The organism is Hymenobacter sp. UYP22, from assembly GCF_040547285.1.
Taxonomy (GTDB): domain Bacteria; phylum Bacteroidota; class Bacteroidia; order Cytophagales; family Hymenobacteraceae; genus Hymenobacter.
The window spans coordinates 207,724-229,222 of the sequence record NZ_JBEPPK010000006.1 but is presented as its reverse complement, the minus strand read 5'-3'; the positions used below and the strand labels follow the sequence as shown (position 1 = coordinate 229,222).

General features: G+C 61.0%; 18 protein-coding genes. 9 read left to right on the top strand and 9 right to left on the bottom strand.

The genetic code is table 11. The features are described 5' to 3' along the window. Positions 1 to 38 precede the first annotated feature (38 nt). The 4 genes from ABIB60_RS12705 to ABIB60_RS12690 all read left to right on the top strand — a co-directional run bounded on the left by ABIB60_RS12705 (position 39) and on the right by ABIB60_RS12690 (position 7,279). Positions 39 to 1,196 carry an AAA family ATPase gene (locus tag ABIB60_RS12705; protein WP_354580334.1) on the top strand — a complete coding sequence of 386 codons (1,158 nt, stop codon included), beginning with the start codon at positions 39 to 41 and terminating at the stop codon, positions 1,194 to 1,196. Next, complete coding sequence (locus tag ABIB60_RS12700; protein WP_354580332.1) at positions 1,193 to 1,909, top strand: hypothetical protein; 717 nt, start codon at positions 1,193 to 1,195, stop codon at positions 1,907 to 1,909. Before ABIB60_RS12705 ends, ABIB60_RS12700 begins: the two co-directional genes overlap by 4 nt. Next, on the top strand, positions 1,902 to 4,385 hold the full coding sequence (locus ABIB60_RS12695; RefSeq protein WP_354580331.1) for a hypothetical protein: 2,484 nt from the start codon (positions 1,902 to 1,904) through the stop codon (positions 4,383 to 4,385). The genes ABIB60_RS12700 and ABIB60_RS12695 overlap by 8 nt, the downstream gene beginning before the upstream one ends. Before the next feature lie 152 nt (positions 4,386 to 4,537). Further along, entirely contained in the window at positions 4,538 to 7,279 is a 2,742-nt protein-coding gene (locus tag ABIB60_RS12690) for a bpX3 domain-containing protein (RefSeq protein ID WP_354580329.1), read from the top strand. A gap of 17 nt (positions 7,280 to 7,296) precedes the next feature. On the opposite strand, the gene ABIB60_RS12685 is transcribed toward ABIB60_RS12690, so the two are convergent. Continuing rightward, on the bottom strand, positions 7,297 to 8,448 hold the full coding sequence (locus ABIB60_RS12685; protein WP_354580328.1) for an FAD-dependent monooxygenase: 1,152 nt from the start codon (positions 8,446 to 8,448) through the stop codon (positions 7,297 to 7,299). Positions 8,449 to 8,632: 184 nt separating this feature from the next. Between ABIB60_RS12685 and ABIB60_RS12680 the strand changes: the two genes are divergently transcribed. Then, positions 8,633 to 9,061, top strand: a complete 429-nt coding sequence (locus tag ABIB60_RS12680) for a hypothetical protein (RefSeq protein ID WP_354580326.1) — start codon at positions 8,633 to 8,635, stop codon at positions 9,059 to 9,061. 299 nt (positions 9,062 to 9,360) lie between these two features. Here ABIB60_RS12680 and dnaK read toward each other — a convergent pair whose 3' ends face one another. From dnaK to ABIB60_RS12645, 7 genes are all read right to left on the bottom strand, one after another. Then, entirely contained in the window at positions 9,361 to 11,301 is a 1,941-nt protein-coding gene (dnaK, locus tag ABIB60_RS12675; RefSeq protein ID WP_354580324.1) for a molecular chaperone DnaK, read from the bottom strand. A 229-nt stretch (positions 11,302 to 11,530) separates the two neighbouring features. Beyond that, entirely contained in the window at positions 11,531 to 12,127 is a 597-nt protein-coding gene (locus tag ABIB60_RS12670) for an immunity 53 family protein (protein ID WP_354580322.1), read from the bottom strand. 7 nt (positions 12,128 to 12,134) lie between these two features. Then, complete coding sequence (locus ABIB60_RS12665) at positions 12,135 to 13,094, bottom strand: alpha/beta hydrolase (RefSeq protein ID WP_354580320.1); 960 nt, start codon at positions 13,092 to 13,094, stop codon at positions 12,135 to 12,137. Further along, a complete protein-coding gene (locus tag ABIB60_RS12660; RefSeq protein WP_354580318.1) occupies positions 13,094 to 14,041 on the bottom strand; it encodes a pseudouridine synthase in 948 nt (315 codons plus the stop codon). The genes ABIB60_RS12665 and ABIB60_RS12660 overlap by 1 nt, the downstream gene beginning before the upstream one ends. 52 nt (positions 14,042 to 14,093) lie before the next feature. Continuing rightward, complete coding sequence (locus tag ABIB60_RS12655; protein ID WP_354580316.1) at positions 14,094 to 14,498, bottom strand: hypothetical protein; 405 nt, start codon at positions 14,496 to 14,498, stop codon at positions 14,094 to 14,096. A gap of 42 nt (positions 14,499 to 14,540) precedes the next feature. After that, positions 14,541 to 16,610: a vWA domain-containing protein gene (locus ABIB60_RS12650; protein WP_354580315.1), complete on the bottom strand. Its 2,070-nt coding sequence runs from the start codon at positions 16,608 to 16,610 to the stop codon at positions 14,541 to 14,543. Between the two features lie 744 nt (positions 16,611 to 17,354). Further along, entirely contained in the window at positions 17,355 to 18,554 is a 1,200-nt protein-coding gene (locus ABIB60_RS12645; protein ID WP_354580314.1) for an acetate/propionate family kinase, read from the bottom strand. A 120-nt stretch (positions 18,555 to 18,674) separates the two neighbouring features. Between ABIB60_RS12645 and ABIB60_RS12640 the strand changes: the two genes are divergently transcribed. Beyond that, entirely contained in the window at positions 18,675 to 19,052 is a 378-nt protein-coding gene (locus ABIB60_RS12640; RefSeq protein ID WP_354580312.1) for a hypothetical protein, read from the top strand. Between the two features lie 85 nt (positions 19,053 to 19,137). Here ABIB60_RS12640 and ABIB60_RS12635 read toward each other — a convergent pair whose 3' ends face one another. After that, the gene (locus tag ABIB60_RS12635; RefSeq protein WP_354580310.1) at positions 19,138 to 20,076 is read right to left on the bottom strand and encodes a DUF808 domain-containing protein; all 939 of its coding nucleotides are present in this window, start codon (positions 20,074 to 20,076) and stop codon (positions 19,138 to 19,140) included. A 299-nt stretch (positions 20,077 to 20,375) separates the two neighbouring features. Here ABIB60_RS12635 and ABIB60_RS12630 point away from each other — a divergent pair, with 299 nt between their 5' ends. The 3 genes from ABIB60_RS12630 (at position 20,376) to ABIB60_RS12620 (ending at position 21,446) form a co-directional block, all read left to right on the top strand. Further along, complete coding sequence (locus tag ABIB60_RS12630) at positions 20,376 to 20,750, top strand: hypothetical protein (protein WP_354580308.1); 375 nt, start codon at positions 20,376 to 20,378, stop codon at positions 20,748 to 20,750. A 77-nt stretch (positions 20,751 to 20,827) separates the two neighbouring features. Next, entirely contained in the window at positions 20,828 to 21,274 is a 447-nt protein-coding gene (locus ABIB60_RS12625) for a DUF6934 family protein (RefSeq protein WP_354580306.1), read from the top strand. Between the two features lie 10 nt (positions 21,275 to 21,284). Further along, complete coding sequence (locus tag ABIB60_RS12620; protein WP_354580304.1) at positions 21,285 to 21,446, top strand: hypothetical protein; 162 nt, start codon at positions 21,285 to 21,287, stop codon at positions 21,444 to 21,446. Positions 21,447 to 21,499 lie beyond the last annotated feature (53 nt).

The following is a 21,499-nucleotide window of genomic DNA, read 5'->3' as shown; positions in this document are numbered from 1 at the left end:
GCAGCCGCCCTTTCCGAGCCTATCCTGCTCTCCCTTATATGATGAATACAACGCTGACTGAAGAATGGCGGCTGGTTGACAAGCTCAACGACGTGAGTCGTCACCTCAAAAGTACTTTTGTAGGTAAGGAAGACATTGTGGACCTGCTGTGCATTTGTCTGGTAGGCCGCGAGAACCTATTTATGCTGGGGCCTCCCGGTACGGCCAAAAGCGCCCTGGTGCGCGGGTTGGCCCGGCTCATTCACGGCCGCACTTTCGAGTACCTGCTCACCCGCTTCACCGAGCCCAATGAGTTGTTTGGCCCCTTCGATATCCGCCGCCTGCGCGAGGGCGACCTGGTGACCAACACCGAAGGCATGCTCCCCGAGGCTAATTTCATTTTTCTGGATGAGCTGCTGAACGCCAACAGCGCAATTCTCAATAGTCTGCTGATGGTGCTCAACGAGCGGGTATTCCGCCGGGGCCGCGAAACCCGGGCCCTACCCGCCCTGATGGTGGTGGGGGCCAGCAACCACTTACCCGAGGACGAAGCTTTGCAGGCCCTGTTCGACCGGTTTCTGGTGCGGGTGCACTGCGACTACGTGGCCCCTGACCAACTCAGCGACGTGCTGGAAGCCGGCTGGGCCCTGGAGCAGCGGCCCGCGGCTACCGCCGAAGCGCCTACCATCACGGCCGAGGAAATCCTGCACCTGCAGCGGGCCATTCCGCTGGTGGACCTACGGGCCGTGCGCCCGGCTTACGTGGAGCTGATTGGCCAGCTGCGCAATGCCGGCGTGCCCGTGTCGGACCGCCGGGCCGTGAAGCTGCAGCGGCTGCTGGCCGCTAGTGCGTTGCTGTGCCAGCGCACCGTGGCTACGCCCTCCGATATGTGGGTGCTGCGCTACATCTGGGACACTGATGAGCAACGGGAGCTAATTGCCGGTATGGTGGAGCCCGTGGTGGCCGCCGACGAGGAGCCCCGCCGCCACCCCCGGGCCGCCGGTACCGCCCTGCCTGATGCCGACACGCTGTTCCGCGAAGCTACCGAGCTAACTGCCCGCTGGGACGACCCCGCCACCACCCTCGCCGACCGCGCCCAGCTCAAAGACCAGCTCCGCCACCTGCACGGCCGCTGCCAGTGGCTCGGCAATGAGGTGCAGCGGGCCTACGTGCAGCAACCCCTGGACGCCCTCTGGCAGAAAGTGCTGCAGGCATGAGCCCCGAGCTGATTCTGGTGCTGCCCGCTGCCCGCCACGCCGCCCTGGCTACTGTGCGCGACCAGCCTGGCCTGCGATGCGCCCTCGCCCCCGATGGGCGGCTATGGCTGCGCGGGTTGCCCGCCGCTCCGCCGCTGCCGGTGCAGCAGCTGCCCGCCGAGGCCCGCTACCACCTGGGCCCGGCCGGTCAGCTGTTTCCGGTGGGCCGCGCCACGCCCACCAGCCAGCTGCCACTCGACCTGGCGTGGCAGCCCGTGCGCACGTTCGCGCCTCTTACGCTGCCGGTGGCTGCGCTGCCGGGCCAGTTGCCCGCGCCCACCCCGGCAGCGTTGGTGTCCCTGCCTGATTCGCGGCCCGGGGCGGCTATCCTTACCACTCTGGCCGCCTGGCAGCAATACGCCGAAACTGCCCCCGCTATCCGGCTGCAGCCGCTACAGTTTGCGGTGGCTGGCCCCCGGCGGGTGCTGGTGCTAGGCACGCCGCTACCGCCCGTGCCGGGGCTGGAGCTGTGGCAGCACGGCCGCCTGCTGCTGCCCGCCGGCCTAGGCTTTGCAAGCGAACTGGTAACCGCGCTGGTGGTCAGTCGCCTCAGCCCGGATGCCGACTACCTGCTGTTTAACTCTGATGGCGGCTGGGAGCGGGTACCCGAAGCCAACCTGGTGCCTGCTACCCGCAGCGCCGTGCGCCTGACAACTGCTGCTCTGCATGGCTGAATCCGAAACCCTTGATGTTGTGCAGCTGGCAGTGCGCTATTTCAGCACGCCCCAGGGCTACTTCTGGCGCTGGGCCGAGCGGCAGGAGGTGGTGGAATGGGCGGATGGCGCTACCATTGGCTACCGCGCTGAGCTGGCGGAAGTGCTGGAGGAGCTGGCCGCCGCGCACCTGCCTACGCTGGGCAGCGTGCTGCTGGTAGTAGCCGCCTGCAACCCCGGGTGGGAGTCGTCAGGTGGGCCGGGTATATTGAGTGGCTTGGTGCAAAGCTTAACCGCCAGCCCGGAAAATCAGGACCAGGCGGGTGAAATGCAGCACCACCTGCGCCACGTGCTGCAACTGCTTACGATGGTGAGTCAGCTACCCGCCGAGCTGCGCACTGGTTCTCGCAAGCACTATCTGTTGCGGGAGCTGTTTCGTACCGAAGTGCCGGGTTTGTGGCCTGCTACCATGCCGGCCGCCGTGCGCGAGTGGGCCAGCGGCCGGCTTGATGCGGCTATTGCCGCCCGGCAGGTACCCCTGAGCCTGGGCCGCTACAAAGCCGATTTGCTGTACCTGGCCCAGGCCGCCCGCCGCTTTCCCGAGGCCGCTCAGTTGGAACTCCGCCTGCGCACTGGCCTCAACCAACCGCCGGCTCCGCTCCAGCTGCCGGCCACTGTGCCGGAGCCGGCGGCGGAGTCCCTGGATTTGCTGGATGAGTTGGCCGAGGATGCGCGCACGGCGGGCGTGGCCCGGCTGGCCCGGCGGCTGAGCATGGCGCTGCGGATTCCGCGCCACGCTCACGGCCCCGGCGACCAGCCATTGGGCGGGGTGGCCGACGTCACCAACCGCGGCAGCTTCGACCGGCTGCTGCTCAGCGAACTGGCCCACGACGACCTTACGCTCACGGCCCGGCTGGTAAACAACGAGGCCCTGTACCTGCGCCGCGAACAGCCACCCCACCCGGAGCCCCGGCCCCGCGTCATCCTGCTCGATAGTACCCTGCCCATGTGGGGGGTGCCCCGGGTGTTTGCTCTGGCCGCCGCGCTGGCCTGGGCCCGGCATACTCCGCCCGGGCAGCGCCCGGCCCCCGCTTCGGCCTACACGCTGGGTGGGGAAGCTGCCGCGCCGGTTGAGCTGAATACGGCTGCCGGGGTGGTAGCGGCGCTGGAATGCCTGGACGTGGCCCTGCACTGCGCGCCCGCGCTGGCCGCGGCCGTAGCCGCTGCACCGGCTGCTGATCTGCTGCTCGTCACCGAAGCCAACCAGTTGCACGAGCCGGCGCTGCTACGGGAATTGGCCGCCGCGCCGCCGCGCTTTCTGCTCACAGTAGCGCGCAGTGGGGAGATGCAGCTGTTCGAGTTCCGCCAGGGTCACCGCCATCTGCTCAGCACCACCCGCTTTGATTTGGAGGAGCTGCTGTTTGCCCCACTGCCAATGCGGCCCGGCAAGCCGCGGCCGCCGCGTACGCCGGGGGCTGGCTGGTGGCCGGCGTTCATGGAGCTGCAGCCCGCTCCGCTGCGGCTGCCGGCTCCCGCCGTGCGGCCCCGGCCTGCCAACTCGGTGCTGGTGCCCAACCTGGGGGCGTTGGTGATTACCGATACGCATCGGGCGCTGTACTGGCCCCGTAAAGACCGGGGGGCGGTAGAGCTGCTCACCGGCGTGGAAGTGGGAGAATACCGCTTCGGGTCGGATGGGCGCACGGCCTTCTTCCTGCTGGTGAGTCGGCCCAGTGAGCAGCGGCTGTGGTTTTACCGTCTGCCGGTGCATGGTCAGGCGGCCGGGCAGGTAGTGGTGGATTTATCGGCGGAAGTGCGCGGGCTCACGATGACGCCCTACATCACCTGGCGCGACCAAACGGTGGCGTTGTGGGTAAATGGCCGCTTTGTAGTGATGGACTGCCTTACGGGGACTATTACTGAGCGCACTCCGGCCGCCCCGCCCGTTAACGACGGGCAGCCCAACTTCCACCAGGGCGGCTCCATCAAAAAGCACATCAACAATGGCTACAACACGCTCCAGCGCATCGCGCGGCTTGGGATTACGGCGCAGGGTGGGCTGGCTATTGAAGGCTATCTGCTGAAAATTACTGCGGACGGCCACTTGGTGCTGCACCAGCGCGTCAGCAACTGGAAGTCGGCGGAAACCGGGTATGCCACCAGCACCGACGAGGATATTCAGCCCCACCCCGACAACCCGCTGGTAACGCTGCGCCGCTTCCGGTGGGCCGATGGGAGCGAGGCGCTGGTCGACTCGCGCGGGCTGTTGCACCTGCGCAGCGCCGACCCCGCCGTGCCCGAGCTGACGCTGGTGCTGGCCCTCGGCAAGCCCCTGGCCGCCTGGGCCGCCGATGGCAGCGTGAGCGGTGCGCCCTACTTCAGCAACCGCACCGGCACCGAACCCTACGCCGACCCCGTTGCTCCCCGGCTACTTCCACCGGAAGCGTTTGATGCGCAATACCTGCAGCCATTTATTGAGCATATTCGCCGCCAGGAATGAAGGTGATTTTCATCAAAACGAAGTAGAAGCGCATTGTTTTGAGCTTTCCTGGCAGATAACCCGCTCCGCGCATTACAAAAGAACCTCAGTTACACTGAGACGCAACATCTGGCGTCTTCCCATCTTGCTAATCCACTTCACCTTCTATGGCTATGCAACTCTCTCTTCGGCCGGCGGCCGGGCCCCTGCGGCCGGCGTGCGCGGCGTTTCTGCGGGGGGCCGATGCCGGGGCCTGGCTGCGGGAACTGGGCCGCTGGCTGATAGCCCCCGCTGATGTAGTCTGCTACGTGGTGCCCGAATCGGTGCGGAGCCGGCAGCCGGCGGGGTTGCTGGTGGTGCGCCGGGCCGGGGAGGTGCCCGCCGACTGCCTTGAGCCCTATGGCATAGTGGCCGGCCGCCTGTTGGTGCCCGTGAATGCCGAGCTGTGGCCTGCCACTACGCCCGAGGAGCTGGCGGCCACGCTGCTTTGGCCCCGGCAGCTGCTGCACCCCAGCATTGGGTTGGTAGGGTTCAGTGGGGAAGATGAAATTAGCCTGGAGGCCTTGTTGACCTTGCCGACGCCCCACGCTACGGCCTGGAACCTGGCCCGGCCCGGCTCCCCGCCGCCGCCCCGGCTGCGGGCCGTGCGCGTAACCCAGCCGCCCGCCAACGAGCTGCTCAGCCACCTGCGCGACACCATCGGCAGCCAGCCTCTCTCCAATATTCCGAAGCCCGACGAGGCTACTACGCCCACCCAACGCCTGCTCGACAGCCTGGGCCGGGGTGCGCTGAAAGTAGGGCTGAGTCTCACGAAAGGTCTGGCTGGGGCCCTTGGTGGGGTGGGGGCCGGGTTGGGCGCCGGGTTGGGCGCAGCACTTGGCGCGTTTGGTGGTATCGGCAGCGGTAGTAGCGGAGGCGCCCCAGGCAGCCCGGCCGGCCCTGGCCCTCTGGAGCAGCTACAGAACTGGCTGCAGCACAACCTCGACGGTCTAGAGCAGAAACGCCAGAACGAAGTGGAGCGGCTGCTGCGCATGTTCGGGGAAGATATGGAGCTGGCCCTGCAGTACGCCATTCCGCTGGGCGGCCCCTACCTCAACCGGGGCGTGGCCCCACCGTCCGCTTACCTGGGCCCGCGCAGCACCCGCTTCAACCTGAGCCAACTGGGCGGTGGCACCCGCGTGGACAGTTGGGATGTGGGCAACTACGAGCAGCAGCTGCGTCAGCAGTACCGCCAGGCCGCCGAACAGGCCCGCCAGGCCGGCCGCCACGAGCAGGCCGCCTACATCTATGCCCACCTGCTGGCCGACTACCACCAAGCCGCCAAAGTCCTGGAGCAGGGCCAGTATTACCGCGAAGCCGCCGCCCTCTACCGTGACCATCTGGGCAACCTGCCAGGGGCCGCCGAGTGCCTGGAACGGGGTGGACTGCTGCTGGAAGCTGCCGAGCTGCGCGCTCAGCTGCTGCACCACGAAAAAGCCGGCGACCTGTACCAGCAGCTCCAGCAGCCCGAAACGGCAGCGGTGCACTACGAGCGGGCCGCCGCCACCTTCCTGGAGGCCCACAACCACCCCGAAGCCGCCCGCCTGCTGCACCGCAAGCTGGATAGCCCCACCCGGGCTCAGGACGCGCTGCTGACCGGCTGGCTGCAGAATCGCCAGGCTGAAACCTGCCTGCAGCACTACCTAGCCGTAGCCGCCACTCGCCCGGAGGTGGATTTGAGCACCGAAATTCGGATGCTATATCGGCAGCACACCCGGCCGGCGCAGCACGGGGCGTTTCTGCAGGTGCTGGTGAGCGTGCAGCAAACTGCGCCCGAGGTGCAGCCAGTGGCCCGCGAACTGGCCTACCACATCATCAGCACCGAAGCCCAGGCCGGCCAGCCCAAGCACCTGTCCCTGCTGCACCACTTTCAACCCACCGACCGCCTGCTTGCCACCGATGCCAGTCGCTACCTCACCACGGCCCGTACCCGCCCCGTCGCCGCGCCAACTACCGCGCCGCCCGCGTCGGAGCATCAGCTGGATGCCCGCATCAGTTGGTACCAGGCGGTGGCTCACCGCAACCAGTTTCTGGCCCTGGGCCTGCTTGATAACCGCCTGCACCTGGCCCGCAGCAACTGGTACGGCCACGTGGAGTACTTCAGCTGGCCCGATGAGTTATCCGATGATGTGCGCCCACGTATGTTTCTAGATGCCTTCCACTCCACCAACGTGGTGCTGCACGGCCACGACGGACTGGCAACCCAGTATTTGGCTAAAAGCAAGCATTTCGATGAGGCTTTGCTGGTTGTGTGTCCCCGGCTGCCAGCTGATCCTATCGGTATCGGTCTGCTTCCAAATGAAGAATTGGTAGTGCTGAGGCAGGACGGGGAAGGAATTCAGGCACAGTATTTCTCCATTCACGGGGTACCTGGCAAGGAGTGGGTGTGCAAAGAATCACAAGGAATATCACTGGATTTGAACCGTTACGAAGTTGCTCCCGTGTTCCACCGTGAGGACAGTTACTACAGCTATTGGGATGACAACGTATTCCGAGTTGGAAAAGAAACCATTGTCGTTCTGGAGGTATTGCCCAACCCCGTAGAGCAACTGCTATGCGGACCTACCACTGAACTGTTCGTACGAGCAGGCGATGAAATAACGGTATTTGAAAATTGGAATGACGAATCTAGTTCGAGTAAAATGTCAGACGTCAGTGATGTTCATGAGATGAGTCTGGTCGGAGCTGGTCGACTGGCCTTGGCTTCGACAGTTCATGCTATTGTGTATACTCACGACGATAATGAGGAGCAACTATTTCATTCCTACCAAACCGAAACGCCCATCGTCGCCATCTTATCTACCAACAACCGCCGCCAGTTTGCGCTGCTGGAAGCCAACGGCCGCCTCACCCGCTGTGCTATTCCCGCAGAATAGCCGGCCGCGCCAGACTGCTACAGCTCCTCGTACAGCCATGCCATCTGGCGGCGACTGACGGCGGCCGGCAATAGCTGCATCAGGGCATTGCGCAACTTTGCTAGAACTGGATTTTCGAGTTGGCCAACGCGGCCTAGTTGCCAGGAGGTGCGCACGATACGGGCGGTTCGGGCGCGCCGCTGCTGCTCAAACGCGCGGAACGCCGCCGCTATATCCGTGGGAGCAGCACGTAGGCAGTGGGCCAGTACGGCGGCATCCTCTACGGCCATGCCCGCGCCCTGGCCCATGTTGGGCGTGGTGGCGTGGGCTGCGTCACCCAGGAGCAGTACCCTGCCCTGCGCAAAGTGGGCCAATGGAGGCAAATCCTGAATATCGTTCCAGAGCAGCTGGTGGTCTTCCGTGAGGGCCAGCAGCTGCGGTACCGGCTGCGCAAACGCCTGAAACTCGCGCTGCAAATCGGCGGGTAAGTAGGCCTGAAACTGCGGGTTGCGAGGCTGCGGGCTGTTCAGGCAGGCAAACCAATATACCTGTCCGTTACCCACGGGTACGTAGCCAAACCGCCGCCCGGCATCTCCCCACACCTCCGCCGATTCGCCCGCGGGCAAGTTCAACTGCCGGGCATCCACAATGGCCCGCCAGCAAGTATAGCCAGCGTAGCGCGGCTCCGATTTCGGCCAAAGCTGCTTGCGCACTCGGGAGTGAATACCATCGGCCCCAATCAGTGCATCGGCGGAGGCGGTGCTGCCATCGGCAAAATGAGCTGTTACGGTTGTTCCCTCGGTAGTTAGCCGTTCGAAAGAGGTGCCGGTTTGGACTGTGCTGGCCGGCAGGTGTTGTAACAAAACCTGCTGCAGCCTGGCCCGGTGAATTCCCAGGTTATCAAACCCAACTGCCCGAGTAAGCGGGGTAGTATCGGCGCGCTGCAGCACGCGGCCGCGCTGGTCGAGCAGGTTGAGGAGCCTCACCGGCGTACCGTGGGCGTGAACCGCTGCATGCAAGCCCAACTCATTCAGGGCACGCATAGCATTGGCTCCCAGCACCAGCCCAGCGCCCACTTCCCGTATTTGCGGGGCAGCCTCGAACACCTGCACGGTGTGGCTTTGCTGCAACAGGGCATGCGCCGTAGTCAGCCCACCAATACCCGCCCCAATTATCAGAAAATGCGCCATGCATTGCGTGATTATGCCTCCCCGAGTTGCCTGGCGCACAAATGCGTCGCAAGCTACAATAGACCGGCGGTTGAAATTAGATAAAACATTGTTCAGCTGTCGGATTCAAAGGTTTCTTAGTAACTACGTAGCCTTTTTGTCACCCACAGCTCCCGAAGCTGACCCATACTTTTTTGCTCCTTCTATGGCGTTTTCCTCGCACCGTACACGCCTATACTTTGAAAACCCGGTTGGCCGCCTGCTGGAAGTGGAAGCCCCCACTAATTGTGCGGTGGTCCAGTACAAACCGGGCAAGCGCAATTTCGAAGAACTGCAGGCATTTCTCACGCACACCCGCCACTTACTGGTTTCCCGCAACTGGTACAAAATCCTGAACGACCAGCGTGAAATGACGGCTTTCACCGAGCAGGAACACGTCTGGATTGCCGAAAACTGGCTCGACGTCCGGCCTGATGGTGTCCCGCTGTATCACGTGGCCGTGGTCCTCTCGCACGACGTATTCGCGCGCTTGTCCATGACCCTGATTATGAACGAAACGCGCGAGTCGGGGCTGGTGTATCGGCTGTTTGAGGATGAAGCCATGGCCCGGGCGTGGCTGCTGCAACTAGATTAACTCTCGAGGTCGGAACCAGCAGCAACTTTATCTAGGCTGTTTGGACAGTAAGGGAGCCTACATAACGCCACGTCATGCAGAGCCGGAGGCGAAGCATCTCGCGTGCTGAGGTTGTGCTAGTAACTTCGACTTCAGCATGCGAGATGCTCCGCCTCCGGCTCTGCCTGACGTTCCGCTTGGTAGTAAGAAGCGTTACTGTTCACGCAGCCTAATGCAAAAAGGCCCGCAGCAACTTGCTACGGGCCTTTTTGTGGCTGTACTGCATCTGCGTTATCCGCAAAATCAGCACCATCTGTGATTTACTTGCCTACTTCTTCGTAGTCCACGTCGGTCACGTTGTCGTGGCCGGCACCTTGCTGGCCGTTGCCGCCGGGCTGGCCGGCACCGCCGAAGGGGTTGCCACCCTCCGCGCCGGGCTGACCCTCGGGGCCGCTCTGGGCGTACATTTCCTGCGAGGCAGCCTGCCAAGCAGCGTTGATGGCGGCCATAGCCGTATCAATCTGGCCGAGGTCTTTGCTCTCGTGGGCTTTCTTGAGGTCAGCCAGGGCAGTTTCTACGGCCGTTTTGTTGCCGCCGCTCAGCTTTTCGCCGTACTCCTGCAGCTGCTTCTCGGTCTGGAAGATCATCGAGTCGGCGGCGTTCAGCTTCGAGATGCGCTCCACTTCAGCTTTATCGGCTTCGGCGTTGGCAGCAGCCTCCTGGCGCATGCGCTCAATATCAGCATCCGACAGGCCCGAGGAAGCTTCAATACGGATTTTCTGCTCCTTGCCGGTGCCTTTGTCCTTGGCCGTTACGTGCAGGATACCGTTGGCATCAATATCGAAGATTACTTCAATCTGCGGCACGCCGCGAGGTGCGGGCGGAATCGAATCGAGATGGAACTTACCGATGGTGCGGTTCTGCGCAGCCATCGGACGCTCACCCTGCAATACGTGGATTTCCACGCTGGGCTGGTTGTCCGAAGCCGTCGAGAAGGTTTCCGATTTCTTGGTCGGGATGGTGGTGTTGGCTTCGATAAGCTTGGTCATAACGCCGCCCATCGTCTCGATGCCGAGGCTCAGGGGGGTTACGTCGAGCAGCAGCACGTCCTTCACCTCACCGGTCAGTACACCGCCCTGGATGGCAGCGCCCACGGCTACTACTTCGTCGGGGTTAACACCTTTGGAAGGCTTCTTGCCGAAGAACTTCTCTACCTCTTCCTGGATGCGCGGAATACGGGTCGAGCCACCTACCAGAATCACGTCGTTGATGTCCGAAGTGCTCAGGCCAGCGTCTTGCAAGGCTTTTTTCACCGGCTCCATCGAGCGACGGATCAGCGAATCGGCCAGCTGCTCGAACTTAGCACGGCTCAGCTTCACCACCAAGTGCTTGGGGCCCGAAGCCGTAGCCGTCACATACGGCAGGTTAATTTCAGTTTCCGTCGACGAGGACAGCTCCACTTTGGCTTTCTCAGCGGCTTCTTTCAGGCGCTGCAGGGCCATGGCGTCCTTGCGCAGGTCGAGGCCTTCATTCTCGCTGGCGAAAGTCTCGGCCAAGAAGTTGATGATAACCTGGTCGAAGTCGTCGCCGCCGAGGTGGGTGTCACCGTTGGTGCTCAGTACTTCGAATACGCCGTTGTCCAGCTCCAGAATCGAAATATCGAACGTACCACCGCCGAGGTCATACACGGCTACTTTGTGGTTCGAGTGGTCTTTGTCGAGGCCGTAGGCCAAAGCAGCGGCGGTAGGCTCGTTGATAATGCGCTTCACATCGAGGCCGGCAATGGCGCCAGCTTCTTTGGTAGCCTGACGCTGGGCGTCGTTGAAGTAGGCAGGAACCGTAATAACGGCTTCGGTTACGGGCTGGCCGAGGTAGTCTTCGGCCGTCTGCTTCATCTTCTGCAGCACCATAGCCGAAATTTCCTGGGGCGTGTACTGCCGGTCGCCAATTTTCACGCCGACCGTGTTGTTGGAGCCGCTACCCAGGGCGTAGGCTACGTTCTTGGCTTCTTCGTTCACTTCCGAGAAGTTACGGCCCATGAAACGCTTGATGCTCTGGATGGTGTTATGCGGGTTGGTAATGGCCTGACGCTTAGCCGGGTCACCTACCTTACGCTCACCTTTACCGTTGTCGAGGAACGCAACAATCGACGGAGTCGTGCGGCGGCCTTCGCTGTTCGGAATTACCACCGGCTCGTTGCCTTCCATTACGGCCACGCAGGAGTTGGTGGTGCCGAGGTCAATACCAATTATTTTTCCCATGTTCAGGAGTATCGTTAGGGTGTTGAGGTGTCAGATAGAAAGAGCGCCGAAGCACTCACGCCGGGATAGTTACAAGACGCGTACCAGCCCGAAAAACGGCCTCTGTTCGTGACAGATTGTCATTTTGGGCAAAGCTGGGCCGTTCTTTCCGGACGGACTGACTTCTACGGAAAAATTACCGTTGAGATTTCCTGACAGGCGGGCAGGAGCACATTGTACTACTCTCTAGTTATCTTACATGACTAGTATAGACTAGGTCGGTGCTGAACTGGTGTTCCTCAATTGTTACTTCGATTAAATCACCTATTCCCGCAACAGCAACTACTGATTCCAAGGACGTAGCTTCCAGCAAGCTAAACGGCTCGAATCCTCTCTCATCTCCTACACTGTAGGAGCTTGTACTTTCTGGATTAGGGAAATCAATAATGCGAAGCTGACTTTCCGTGACAAGCATAGCATGAGCTAGCCGCCAGATTAGACCTTCGTAACCCTTGAGCGGAATGTAAACCTTGTATTCAAGGGTATCATCTTTCTGTTCTGGTAAAAGAGTATCCAGGAAATAAGATAGTATTTCAGACAAATTCATAGGCCCACCAGATGCCATAAATTTATAATCCTCAATATGCCAAGTTACCCAATTGGTCGGTGAACGTTCTTCTACAGGAATATTAGGGAGCACAGCTTTTTCAAGACAAGTATCCTGTAAATCAATTATCACATACCAACCCGGATTGTCCAGAGTAGCAATGGAAACCCCATGGTCATGCTCCCAATCACCGTCACAGTTGATTGTGTACCAGCATTGAATTCGTTGTAGTATGTCCATAGGCGAATTAACGAGCATAGTTATCAATGAACCCCGCCACCGTGTGCTCCCAAAGCGCCTTATGCTTCCACCAGTACGGCTCGTGGCCGGAGCCGGCAAAATCCAGCCGCTGCTTGGGGCCCTGCAATGCCGCAAAAATGGCATCGGTTTCCGGACGGGTCACGCGCGCGTCGGCGGTGCCCCAGAGTAGCAGGGTAGGGGTAGTGACGCGGGCGGCGTAAGCGGTGGCGTCAAGGTCAAAGGCCCAGAAATTATTTTCCACCCCGCCCCAGAATACCAGCAGGTTGGCCATTGGGAAAGACGGGACGTGCATGGAGCGGAAGCGGCTCTGGGCGGTTTCGAGCATAGAGCCGTAAGGACACTCCAGTACGTTGGCGGTGGGTCGCACGCCCAGTTCGGCTTCGGCCCGCAGTGTGGCCACAGCCCCCATGGAGTTGGCGTAGATGAACACCGGGCCGGGCCGCTGTTGGAGCCAGCGCACCACCGTAGCCACGTCGGTGGCTTCGTGGTGGCCCACGGTGCACACGGTGCCCTCGGAGCCGCCGTTGCCCGCAAAATCGATGAGCAGCACGTTGTAGCCGAGGCGGCGGAAATGGGTGGCTTCGGTCAGGAGCTTGCCTTTGGAGCTGGTGTAGCCGTGGAATAGCGCCACCGTGCCGCGCGGGCGGGCTACCGGGCCGTACCAGCATTCCAGGCGCCCATTGGGACTGCGCAGGTACAGCGTGGCGTACGGGAAATCGGGCCGCTGCTGGTTGACGGGCTTGGGGTTTTTGATGCCAGTAAGCAGCACCCCCAGCTTTTGCAGCGGCGTCAGCTGCTCGGGGTTATTGGTGTGCGCTCCGGCCTCCGTGGTGAAGTGCGTGAAGCGCCAGGCGTGGAACGCGGCTACCACGTTCAGGCCCGCAAACAGCACGGCCGCCAGCACTAATGTGCGGCGGCCGTAGCGTAAGAGTTGTTGGCTACGCATTAGCCGCGCCCAGGGCGTTTGCCACCAGTCGGGCCGGGCTTGCGGCCGGGGCTGCTGGGGCGCCCACCCGGAGCCGCCGGACCCCGCCCGGTAGGCTTAGCACCGGGCTTACGGCCGGGGCCATTGGTGGCCGATGGTTTTCCGCTGCTTTTGCCACCCGTTGGTTTGGGCGTGAAAGAAGCCGAACCTGCTACCCGGCCCGCGCCCCGGCTGCCGGCTGCGCGTTTGCCGCCTTCAGCGGTGGGTTTGGCGGTGTTGCCACTGCGGTTGAAGCCGCCCGTGGGAGCCGGCTTGGCGCTGGCTGGCCGGATGCCGCCGGGCCAGTACTCGGAGCCTTTATTGGGCGTGCGGAAGGTGCCGGCGGCGGCCGTCTGAGCGGCCATATCCTCGGTAAGGGCTTGGACTTCCTTTTCTGTCAATTCGCGCCACTGGCCGGGTTGGAGGTCGGCCACTTTGAGGTCGGCCAGCTGCACGCGCACCAAGCGCAGGGTGGGGAAGCCCACGGCGGCCGTCATCTTGCGCACCTGCCGGTTCATGCCCTGCGAAATCCGGATTTGTACCCAGCTGGTGGGAATAGCAGCCCGGAACCGCACCGGCTTGCTCCGCTCCCATAGCTCAGGGGCTTCGGGCAGCAGTTCGGCCTCGGCGGGGGTGGTGAAGCCGGTTTTCAGGTCTACGCCGCGCCGCAGGGTTTCCAGGGCCTCCTCGGTGGGCACGCCTTCCACCTGCACCCAATAGGTTTTTGGCACCTTGAAGCGGGGCTCGGAGAGGCGGTGCTGGAGCTGCTTATCATCGGTGAGCAGCACCAGGCCTTCGGAGTCGTAATCGAGGCGGCCGACGGGGTAGATATTGGGTACGGATACGAAGTCCTTGAGCGTTTGCCGGCCGTTTTCGTCGGTAAACTGAGTCAGGACTTCGTAGGGCTTGTTGAGCAGAATGTAGCGCATGCGGGGTGTGGGCCTTCCGGCTCACCATCAAATGTAGGCGGCAAAGGTACGGCTACTTCCCGGCCAACCGCTTGCGCCGGAGGCTTTCGGCTACTAAGCTGCGCACGGTGCCGTTGGGCCGGGCCACAAACTCCCCGCTGTCCTGCACCATGATGCCGTTGCGCATCTGGTCCCGGTAGCTGTGGTACACCAGCGTGCCAATGCGTACCGAATCGGCCGGCGTAGGGGCGGGCGGAGCCGGCAGGTTGTTGATGCGGGCCATATCGGCCAGGTACAGCAGCGAATCCCGCTTGGTGTAGGGCCGGAACCGGAATTTCTCGCCGAAGTAGTTACTGGGTTCGGAGGCGCGGGTGCGCACGAAATCCTGCACAGCCAGCTTGGCCTTGTCCTCAGTGGTTTTGGAGCAGCTGGCGAGCAGAGCCGCGGCCGGCAGCAGAAGTAAGCAGAAGCGGTTCATATGCATAGTCAGTGAAATCAAACGAGTATATCCCTCAGGCCGCTACACCCCGCCGGAATATTTGCGAGTGGCCCACTCCACCGTCAGCAGGCCCAGCAGCAGGAAAAACAGCCATTTCAGGTTAATCAGGTCCTGCAAATCCTCCTGCTCGTACAGCACCGGCTTGTAGTTGGCCTTGCGGATATCCTGGGCCAGCTGCTGCAGCTGCTGCGGAAAATACAGCCGCTGCCCGCTGCGCCGGGCCACCTGGGCCAGCAGGTTGTGGTCGGCTTTGGATTGCGTGGCTTCCAACTGCTGGGCCTGCACCAGCACCTCGCCCCGGACCTGCTGGGGCTGACCGCCCAGCGTGGCGCGGGCGGTGTAGCGGTACAGCCCGGCCGGCAGCGGCCCCAGGTGCAGCGGGGCCCCGTCTTCGGTATTGGCAAACGTGAAGGTGCGGTTTTTCTGCTGCTCGTCGGTGAGGGTAAGGGTGATTTGCTGATTATAGATTCGCTCGAAAATGGCGTTGTAGGTTTCCGCCCCAAAAGTCACGTCATCCTGGGTATCGAAGGCATCCTGGGTGGGGTACACGTCGAGGCGCTTCTTGTTGGCGTTCTGGGTGAGTAGCTGCAACGTGCGTAGCACCAGCCGGTCGTAGGCCTCGGGCCGGTCGTCGTGCTCCACGGCTTCCTGCAGCCGCCACTGCCAGCTGCCCTCCGTGAGCAAGGTGGCCTGGCGCTGGGCCGGCGTGCCCCCGAAAACCAGCAGCGGCTTCTGGGTTTTCACCCGGCCCACCTGTTGCCACAGGGCCACCTCGGTACCCCCGCCCACGCGCACATCCCCAAAGGGTACCGCCGCCGGTGGATAAGCCGCAAACCGCCGCAGGGCATCTTCCTCGAAGGAAAACCGCGCGAAGCTGGCATTCGGTACGGGCGTGACGTCGTCGGTCTGGCTGCCTCGGGGCGTGACGGTGAGGCCGGTGCCCAGGGCATTGTAGGCCCCGAAGTTGGTTTGGGAGCCCAGCACGTATAGGGCCGGTACCCGGCGGGCTTTCACCTGGGCCAGCACCTCCGCGCCCACGCCGCTTTGCGCCGGCAGCTGGTGCAGAATGGCCACGTCGAAATCCTGGTTTTTAAGGGGGGTGATGCCGGGCAGGTAGGTAGTCAGGTCGAAGTTGTCGTTCTGCTGAATGGCGGCGCGCAGGGCCTTGAGGTCAGGGTGGGGGGCGGCCCCGGCCAGCAGCACCCGCAGCTTGCCCTTCACCACATCGAGGTAGGCAAATTTCTGGTTGTTGAGGCGAGTGAACTCGCCGGGCAGCTGACTAACGACTACCTCGTAGCGCCGCTTGCCGGGGGCCGGGGCCATGAGTAGGAAGGTGGTTTTCACGCGGCGCTGCCCGGCGGGGAGGCGTACCTGCCGGGTTTGCAGCACCCGGCCGTTTTCGCGCACCTGCACCGTGGCCGTGCTGCCCGCGTACCCATCGTAGCCGATTTCGGCCTCAATGGGGAACTGGTTGCCGCTGAAGGCCACGCGGTTGTAGGTAAGTGCCGGCAGGCTCAGGTCCTTCTTTGGGATGGTGTCGCCCACGCCCACGGCGTAAATTGGGAACGGGTAGTCGGCGAACTGCGGGGCGCGGCCCTGGTTGACCAGCCCATCCGAAAGCAGCACCACGCCCGCCAGATTGCGGCCCTCATAGCCCTCAGCAATACCGCTGAGCAGCCCATCCACATCCGTAGCCGCCACCTGAAACCGCACCGAATCGGGACGGGCCGGTGGGGTAGGACTCAGCGTGCGGGTTTCCACGTTGAAGCCCTGCCCGCGCAGCTCCTGGGCCAGCTGCTGCAAGCCCTGCGTGGCCTGGCGCAGCACCGCCGGGGGCGTAAACAGGCCCACCGACTGGGAGTTATCCAGCGCCAGCACCAGCGTGGGCTCCTGCCGGGTGGTGGTGGTGGATTTCAGGAAGGGGGAAAGCAGCAGGAAGCACAGGAAGCTCACCACCGCGAAGCGTACGGCCGCCAGCGCGTAGTTCACGCTTCGGCTCCACGGAGCTTTGGCCGAGTACAGCAGAGCCGCGTAGCCCAGCCCTGCCAGCAGGCACAGCGCAATAAACCAGGGAGAAGCAGATAACAGCAAAAGCCGACAGAAATCAGGTTAGAATCTAAGAACCCCGGATAGTCCCGCAGAGTTGCGCCCCGCCCCGGGGCCGGGTAGCGAAGGTAGCAGGTTGCGGCAGGAGATGGTAAAACGAAACCCACCGCCGCTTACCTTAGGGCAGAATCAAGCCCACGATATGCTGCAGAAGATAGTTCCCGTTTTGTTTGTACTGGCATGCGCGGCGTTTGTGCTGTTGCCGAAGCTGCTTCCGCCGCCAAGTCATCAAGCGAAGGATACAGTAAGTTCGGAATTACGCATTAGCAACCTAGGCTTCGATACCCTAACCTTATATGCTCATTACTCAGAATGTGGCGAATGGGGAGGACACCGCGAAATAATTCATATTTATATGAGCAAAAAAGCCCGACGTGAATCTCCCGACTTCTCGCGGTGGAAAGGGCCATTAGCTGCAACATGGCTCCTGGACACTATCGGTTGCTCTTACCGGCCTGATAGAAAATATATCGAGCAGGCAACGGTCCAGCTCACAGCCGCACAAGAGGCCGACGTTTTACGCTACGTGCAAGAACTTACTATCCGCAGTTTTAAGTATGTACCACCATCTCATGGAGGAAATGCTTTTTCCCTACAACACAATGACACACACATTCGACTTTGTCCAGCTGATGATTGGAGCAGGTTTAGGCAGCTACGGAACCAACTCTTCATGCCTGCTAAATGACAGGTGTTTTTACTACTGCCCTGTCAACTAATTGACCAGTATTAAGCTATCATTTTCGCACACAGCCGCGCAATTTCCAGCTCCTCGTTGGTGGGCACCACCAGTACCCGTACCCGGCTGCCGGCTGCCGATAAGTCGCGGATGCCGGGGGCGCGGCGGGCGTTTTGCGCTTCATCCAGCGCAATGCCCAGGAAATCCAGGTTGGCGCACACCAGCTGGCGCACCAGCGCGTCGTTTTCGCCCACGCCGCCCGTGAACACCACGGCTTCGGCCCCGTTGAGGACGGCCAGGAAGCTGCCGAGGTACTTCTTGATGCGGTAGGCGTAGAGGTCGTAGGCGAGGCGGGCGCGCGGGTCGCCTTCGTTGAGTTGGCGCGTGATGTCGCGCATGTCGTTGTGGCCGGTGAGGCCGAGCATGCCGCTTTCCTTGTTGAGCAGGTTCTTCACGTCGTCGAGCGAGTAGCCCAGCTGCTCTACCAGGTGGAAAATGACGGCCTGGTCGGTGTCGCCGGCGCGGGTGCCCATCACCAGGCCGTTCATGGGGCCGAAGCCCATGCTGGTATCCACGGCGCGGCCGGCTACGGTGGCGGTCATGCTGCAGCCGTTGCCCAGGTGCACCGTGATAACGCGGGCGTCGGGCTGGCCCAGGTAGCGCAGGGTTTCGCGGCTCACAAACTGGTGGCTGGTGCCGTGGAAACCGTAAGCGCGCAGTCCGTGCTCGGTGTACAGCTCCTCGGGCAAGGCAAAGCGGTAGGCGTGGGGTGGCAGCGTGCTGTGAAACGCCGTGTCGAACACCGCCACTTGCCGGGCCTGCGGAAATAGCTGCTCGGCCACCTCCATGCCCAGCAGGTTGGCCGGGTTGTGCAGCGGAGCCAGCGGAAACAGCTCCCGGATGCGGGCCTTCACCTCCGGCGTCACCAGCGTCGGCTCCCGAAACTCCTCGCCGCCGTGCACGGCCCGGTGGCCCACCAACTGCACATCGGCAGGGTTTTGCAGCACGCCGGTTTCGGGGTCAGTGAGCAGGCGCATGGCTGCCTCTAGGCCGGTGCGGTGGTCGGGGATGGGCAGGGTGTGGCGCTCGGTGTGCTCTTGGCCGTCGGGTTGCAGGGTGGTGTGCGTGAGCTGGCCATCAGGCAGGCCGATGCGCTCCACCAGCCCGCGGGCCAGCGGCTGCTCCTGCGGCCAGCGAAACAGTTGGTACTTCAGCGAGCTGCTGCCGGAGTTGATGACGAAGATGTGCATGGGGAATGACAAGGAGAAATCGGAGCTGATTGGGAGTGCGGCAGAACACCGGGTCGTCATGCTGAGCTTGCCGAAGCATCTCTACCGGCTTCCTCCTACATTTAATCTTCTAAATCAATAATGATGTCAACCTACCTATATCCTGCAGAGCTAAAAGCGCGTGTCCATCTAGGAAAGGAAATTGAGCAATGGCTGTCCTACGTGCAAGAAACTGAGTACAGCTATATAAGGTGGTTATCCATCAGCAAAGATGGAAATCAGTTCACCGTTACCTACTTCGAATCCGTGGATGAAGGTGACGAAGATTTCTATGACGTTTACGAGTTTTCTGCACTGGACTCGGATGAGTTTCCTGATGGAGCACTCAATGAGTTCAATTCAGTGGAAGATGCTGTTGCATTTGCGGTTGAAACCTATGGAGCGTCAGCTGATAAGTTTTTGGCAAGTGGAATGATCCAGGACGAATACTCCAAGCATCGGCGTCAGAACTCTTTGTAAATCCAACGAAGCGGTAGAGATGCTTCGGCAAGCTCAGTATGACGTGCTATAGTAAGATGCGGGGACGCGAACTACAAAGTTCGCGCTACTGTGCCGCCGACTCCTTCTTAGCCGGCAGCATCTTCTTCACCAGCCGTACTACCTGGTCAACCAGGAAACCCAGTCCTATGCCGCCAATGGCGCAGGCCAGCACGCCGGCCAGCCAAGCCAAAGCTGGTACGCCGGCCAGGGAAGCTTTGAGCTGCTCCAGCAGGTGGTGCAGAAACGGGATGCCGTGCGCCACAATCTCGAAGCCTACCCACAGCATGGCGGCGGTGCCCACGTAGCTCAGGATGCTGAGAAACTTCGGCATGAACTTCACGAGGCCGCGGCCGAAGCTTTTGGTGGCGGCGCTGTTGTCGCCCTCGGCCAGATGCAGGCCGATGTCGTCGGCCTTCACAATCAGCCCCACGAAGCCGTACACCGCCACCGTGATGAACACCGCCACGGCCAGCATCACGATAATCTGGTTCACGATGGGCTGGTCGGTTACCTGGCTGTAGGCAATGGCCATGATTTCGGCCGACAGAATGATGTCGGTGCGGACGGCGCCGGCCACGCGCTGCTTTTCCAGCTCCTCGGGCGTAATGGTTTCCAACTGCTCGGTTTCCGCATGGGCCTCGGGGTGCTTGCTGAACATGGAATGCACCTTCTCGTAGCCCTCGTAGCACAGGTAAGCCCCGCCCAGCATCAGGATGGGCGTAATGGCCCAGGGCGCGAAGTAGCCCAGCACCAGCGCCGCCGGCGTCAGAATCAGCAGCTTATTGAACAGCGACTTTTTGGCAATCTGGTAGATGATGGACAGCTCCCGGCTGGGGTCGAGGCCGACCACGTACTTGGGCGTCACGGCCGTGTCGTCAATCACGATGCCCGACACTTTGCCGGTGGTTTTGGCCACCTGCGCCGGCACATCGTCCAGGCTGGCGGCACTGACTTTCACTAAAGCCGAAATATCATCTAGTAAGGCAAAAAGTCCGGAGGCCATGTAGGTTGATTGGGTGAAAAAAGCAGAGTTGTAAGCGTGCAGCCGGCCCGCGTGCCCGGGTTATCGGGCGGCAGGCCGCTGCAAAGGTATCCGGAGCAGCTGTACGTTGACTGCCGGCCCAGCGCCGAAGTTCAGCGGGCCAGCTGGTACTTAACGACTGCGGGGGTACGCCATGCTAGTACGGTTTACCCGCAAAAAGGACGTGTGGCGCAGGTAGTTGGTGGCTGGTACCGATATTCGCATTATTCAGGGCTTACTCAGCCACAGTAGTAAGAGGCTTGTTAAAATAAAATGTTAGTATGGAAAGAATACTTGCAGAATTATCAGATGGGATTCTAAGCACAAACCAAGTTTCTAGTATTCTGGATAACCCGAAAGAATTTCCCACTGCCTTGATTGAGGAACTGTCGATTGAAACTGCTTTAAAATACTGGAAGGGGAAAATTAGCTATGAGGCAGCTGATTGTATTATGAACAACCTTTACTCATTTTGGGTAAATGATGATTATTTCGTTAAGACGTATCCCTTCACAGCTGTGGCGTGGGAATGTTTCGAAGCTTTTGATGCTGGCGAATATCATAGAGCCAATGACGACAAGAGTATTAGCCCTGACATAAAATATACAAGGCCGCTTATTGAAGAATTATTAAAAAGCAGAATGCTGATAGGATAAGCAGTTTACAATGTGTGCTTTACGTCATTCTGATATGCAGATTTGAAGCTGTGTACCCTAATTAAATATCGGCCATTATGCAACTTGATAAATATCAGCTTAAATCGGAAGAAGAGTTAACTCGCTTTGAATTTATTAGTGAAGGGCCGAACGGGGCCATCCGCAAACTCATTGAATTTCAGCGCACCACCGCTCCCGATGTGTACAACCTCGCTTTTGGCGACAAGCATCCCGAAACTGGGGCTATTGATGATCTTGCTGTTTCCGACAACAGCGACACCAGCAAGATTCTGGCAACCGTAGTAGCGGCAGTTTATGCGTTTCTTGAACGTAACCCAACTGCTTTTGTGTATGCTCAGGGAAGCACGATGAACCGGACGCGGCTTTACCGGATGGGCATCAACCGCCACTACGACCAGATGCAGCGCGACTTTTACCTGTACGGTCGTATCGGTGAGGACTTCCTGGACTTTGAGCCGCAGGTAACGTATGAGGGTTTTCTGGCACAGCGCAAACTTTCCTAACTTGTACCTTATGAAAACGACGCAACCGCTAAACCTGAAAAAGTGGAATTTCATCACCATTGACCCCACGCTCAACGCATATCGGGACCAGGTGATGTTTCCTCAAAAGCTGGAGCAGGCCAACCAGGTATTGAAAACGGCCAAATTGCCGCCGAACAAAAACCGCCCTTAACCTGGCCCTGGCGAAGTTAGGCTGAAAAGCAGTTGTCAATGTAGCCATAGCGC

Excerpts from the sequence above, each read along its gene's own strand:
- ABIB60_RS12705 (WP_354580334.1), top strand. The coding sequence starts at position 39 with ATGATGAATACAACGCTGACTGAAGAATGGCGGCTGGTTGACAAGCTC.
- ABIB60_RS12700 (WP_354580332.1), top strand. The coding sequence starts at position 1,193 with ATGAGCCCCGAGCTGATTCTGGTGCTGCCCGCTGCCCGCCACGCCGCC.
- ABIB60_RS12695 (WP_354580331.1), top strand. The coding sequence starts at position 1,902 with ATGGCTGAATCCGAAACCCTTGATGTTGTGCAGCTGGCAGTGCGCTAT.
- ABIB60_RS12690 (WP_354580329.1), top strand. The coding sequence starts at position 4,538 with ATGCAACTCTCTCTTCGGCCGGCGGCCGGGCCCCTGCGGCCGGCGTGC.
- ABIB60_RS12685 (WP_354580328.1), bottom strand. The coding sequence starts at position 8,448 with ATGGCGCATTTTCTGATAATTGGGGCGGGTATTGGTGGGCTGACTACG.
- ABIB60_RS12680 (WP_354580326.1), top strand. The coding sequence starts at position 8,633 with ATGGCGTTTTCCTCGCACCGTACACGCCTATACTTTGAAAACCCGGTT.
- dnaK (WP_354580324.1), bottom strand. The coding sequence starts at position 11,301 with ATGGGAAAAATAATTGGTATTGACCTCGGCACCACCAACTCCTGCGTG.
- ABIB60_RS12670 (WP_354580322.1), bottom strand. The coding sequence starts at position 12,127 with ATGGACATACTACAACGAATTCAATGCTGGTACACAATCAACTGTGAC.
- ABIB60_RS12665 (WP_354580320.1), bottom strand. The coding sequence starts at position 13,094 with ATGCGTAGCCAACAACTCTTACGCTACGGCCGCCGCACATTAGTGCTG.
- ABIB60_RS12660 (WP_354580318.1), bottom strand. The coding sequence starts at position 14,041 with ATGCGCTACATTCTGCTCAACAAGCCCTACGAAGTCCTGACTCAGTTT.
- ABIB60_RS12655 (WP_354580316.1), bottom strand. The coding sequence starts at position 14,498 with ATGAACCGCTTCTGCTTACTTCTGCTGCCGGCCGCGGCTCTGCTCGCC.
- ABIB60_RS12645 (WP_354580314.1), bottom strand. The coding sequence starts at position 18,554 with ATGCACATCTTCGTCATCAACTCCGGCAGCAGCTCGCTGAAGTACCAA.
- ABIB60_RS12640 (WP_354580312.1), top strand. The coding sequence starts at position 18,675 with ATGATGTCAACCTACCTATATCCTGCAGAGCTAAAAGCGCGTGTCCAT.
- ABIB60_RS12635 (WP_354580310.1), bottom strand. The coding sequence starts at position 20,076 with ATGGCCTCCGGACTTTTTGCCTTACTAGATGATATTTCGGCTTTAGTG.
- ABIB60_RS12630 (WP_354580308.1), top strand. The coding sequence starts at position 20,376 with ATGGAAAGAATACTTGCAGAATTATCAGATGGGATTCTAAGCACAAAC.
- ABIB60_RS12625 (WP_354580306.1), top strand. The coding sequence starts at position 20,828 with ATGCAACTTGATAAATATCAGCTTAAATCGGAAGAAGAGTTAACTCGC.
- ABIB60_RS12620 (WP_354580304.1), top strand. The coding sequence starts at position 21,285 with ATGAAAACGACGCAACCGCTAAACCTGAAAAAGTGGAATTTCATCACC.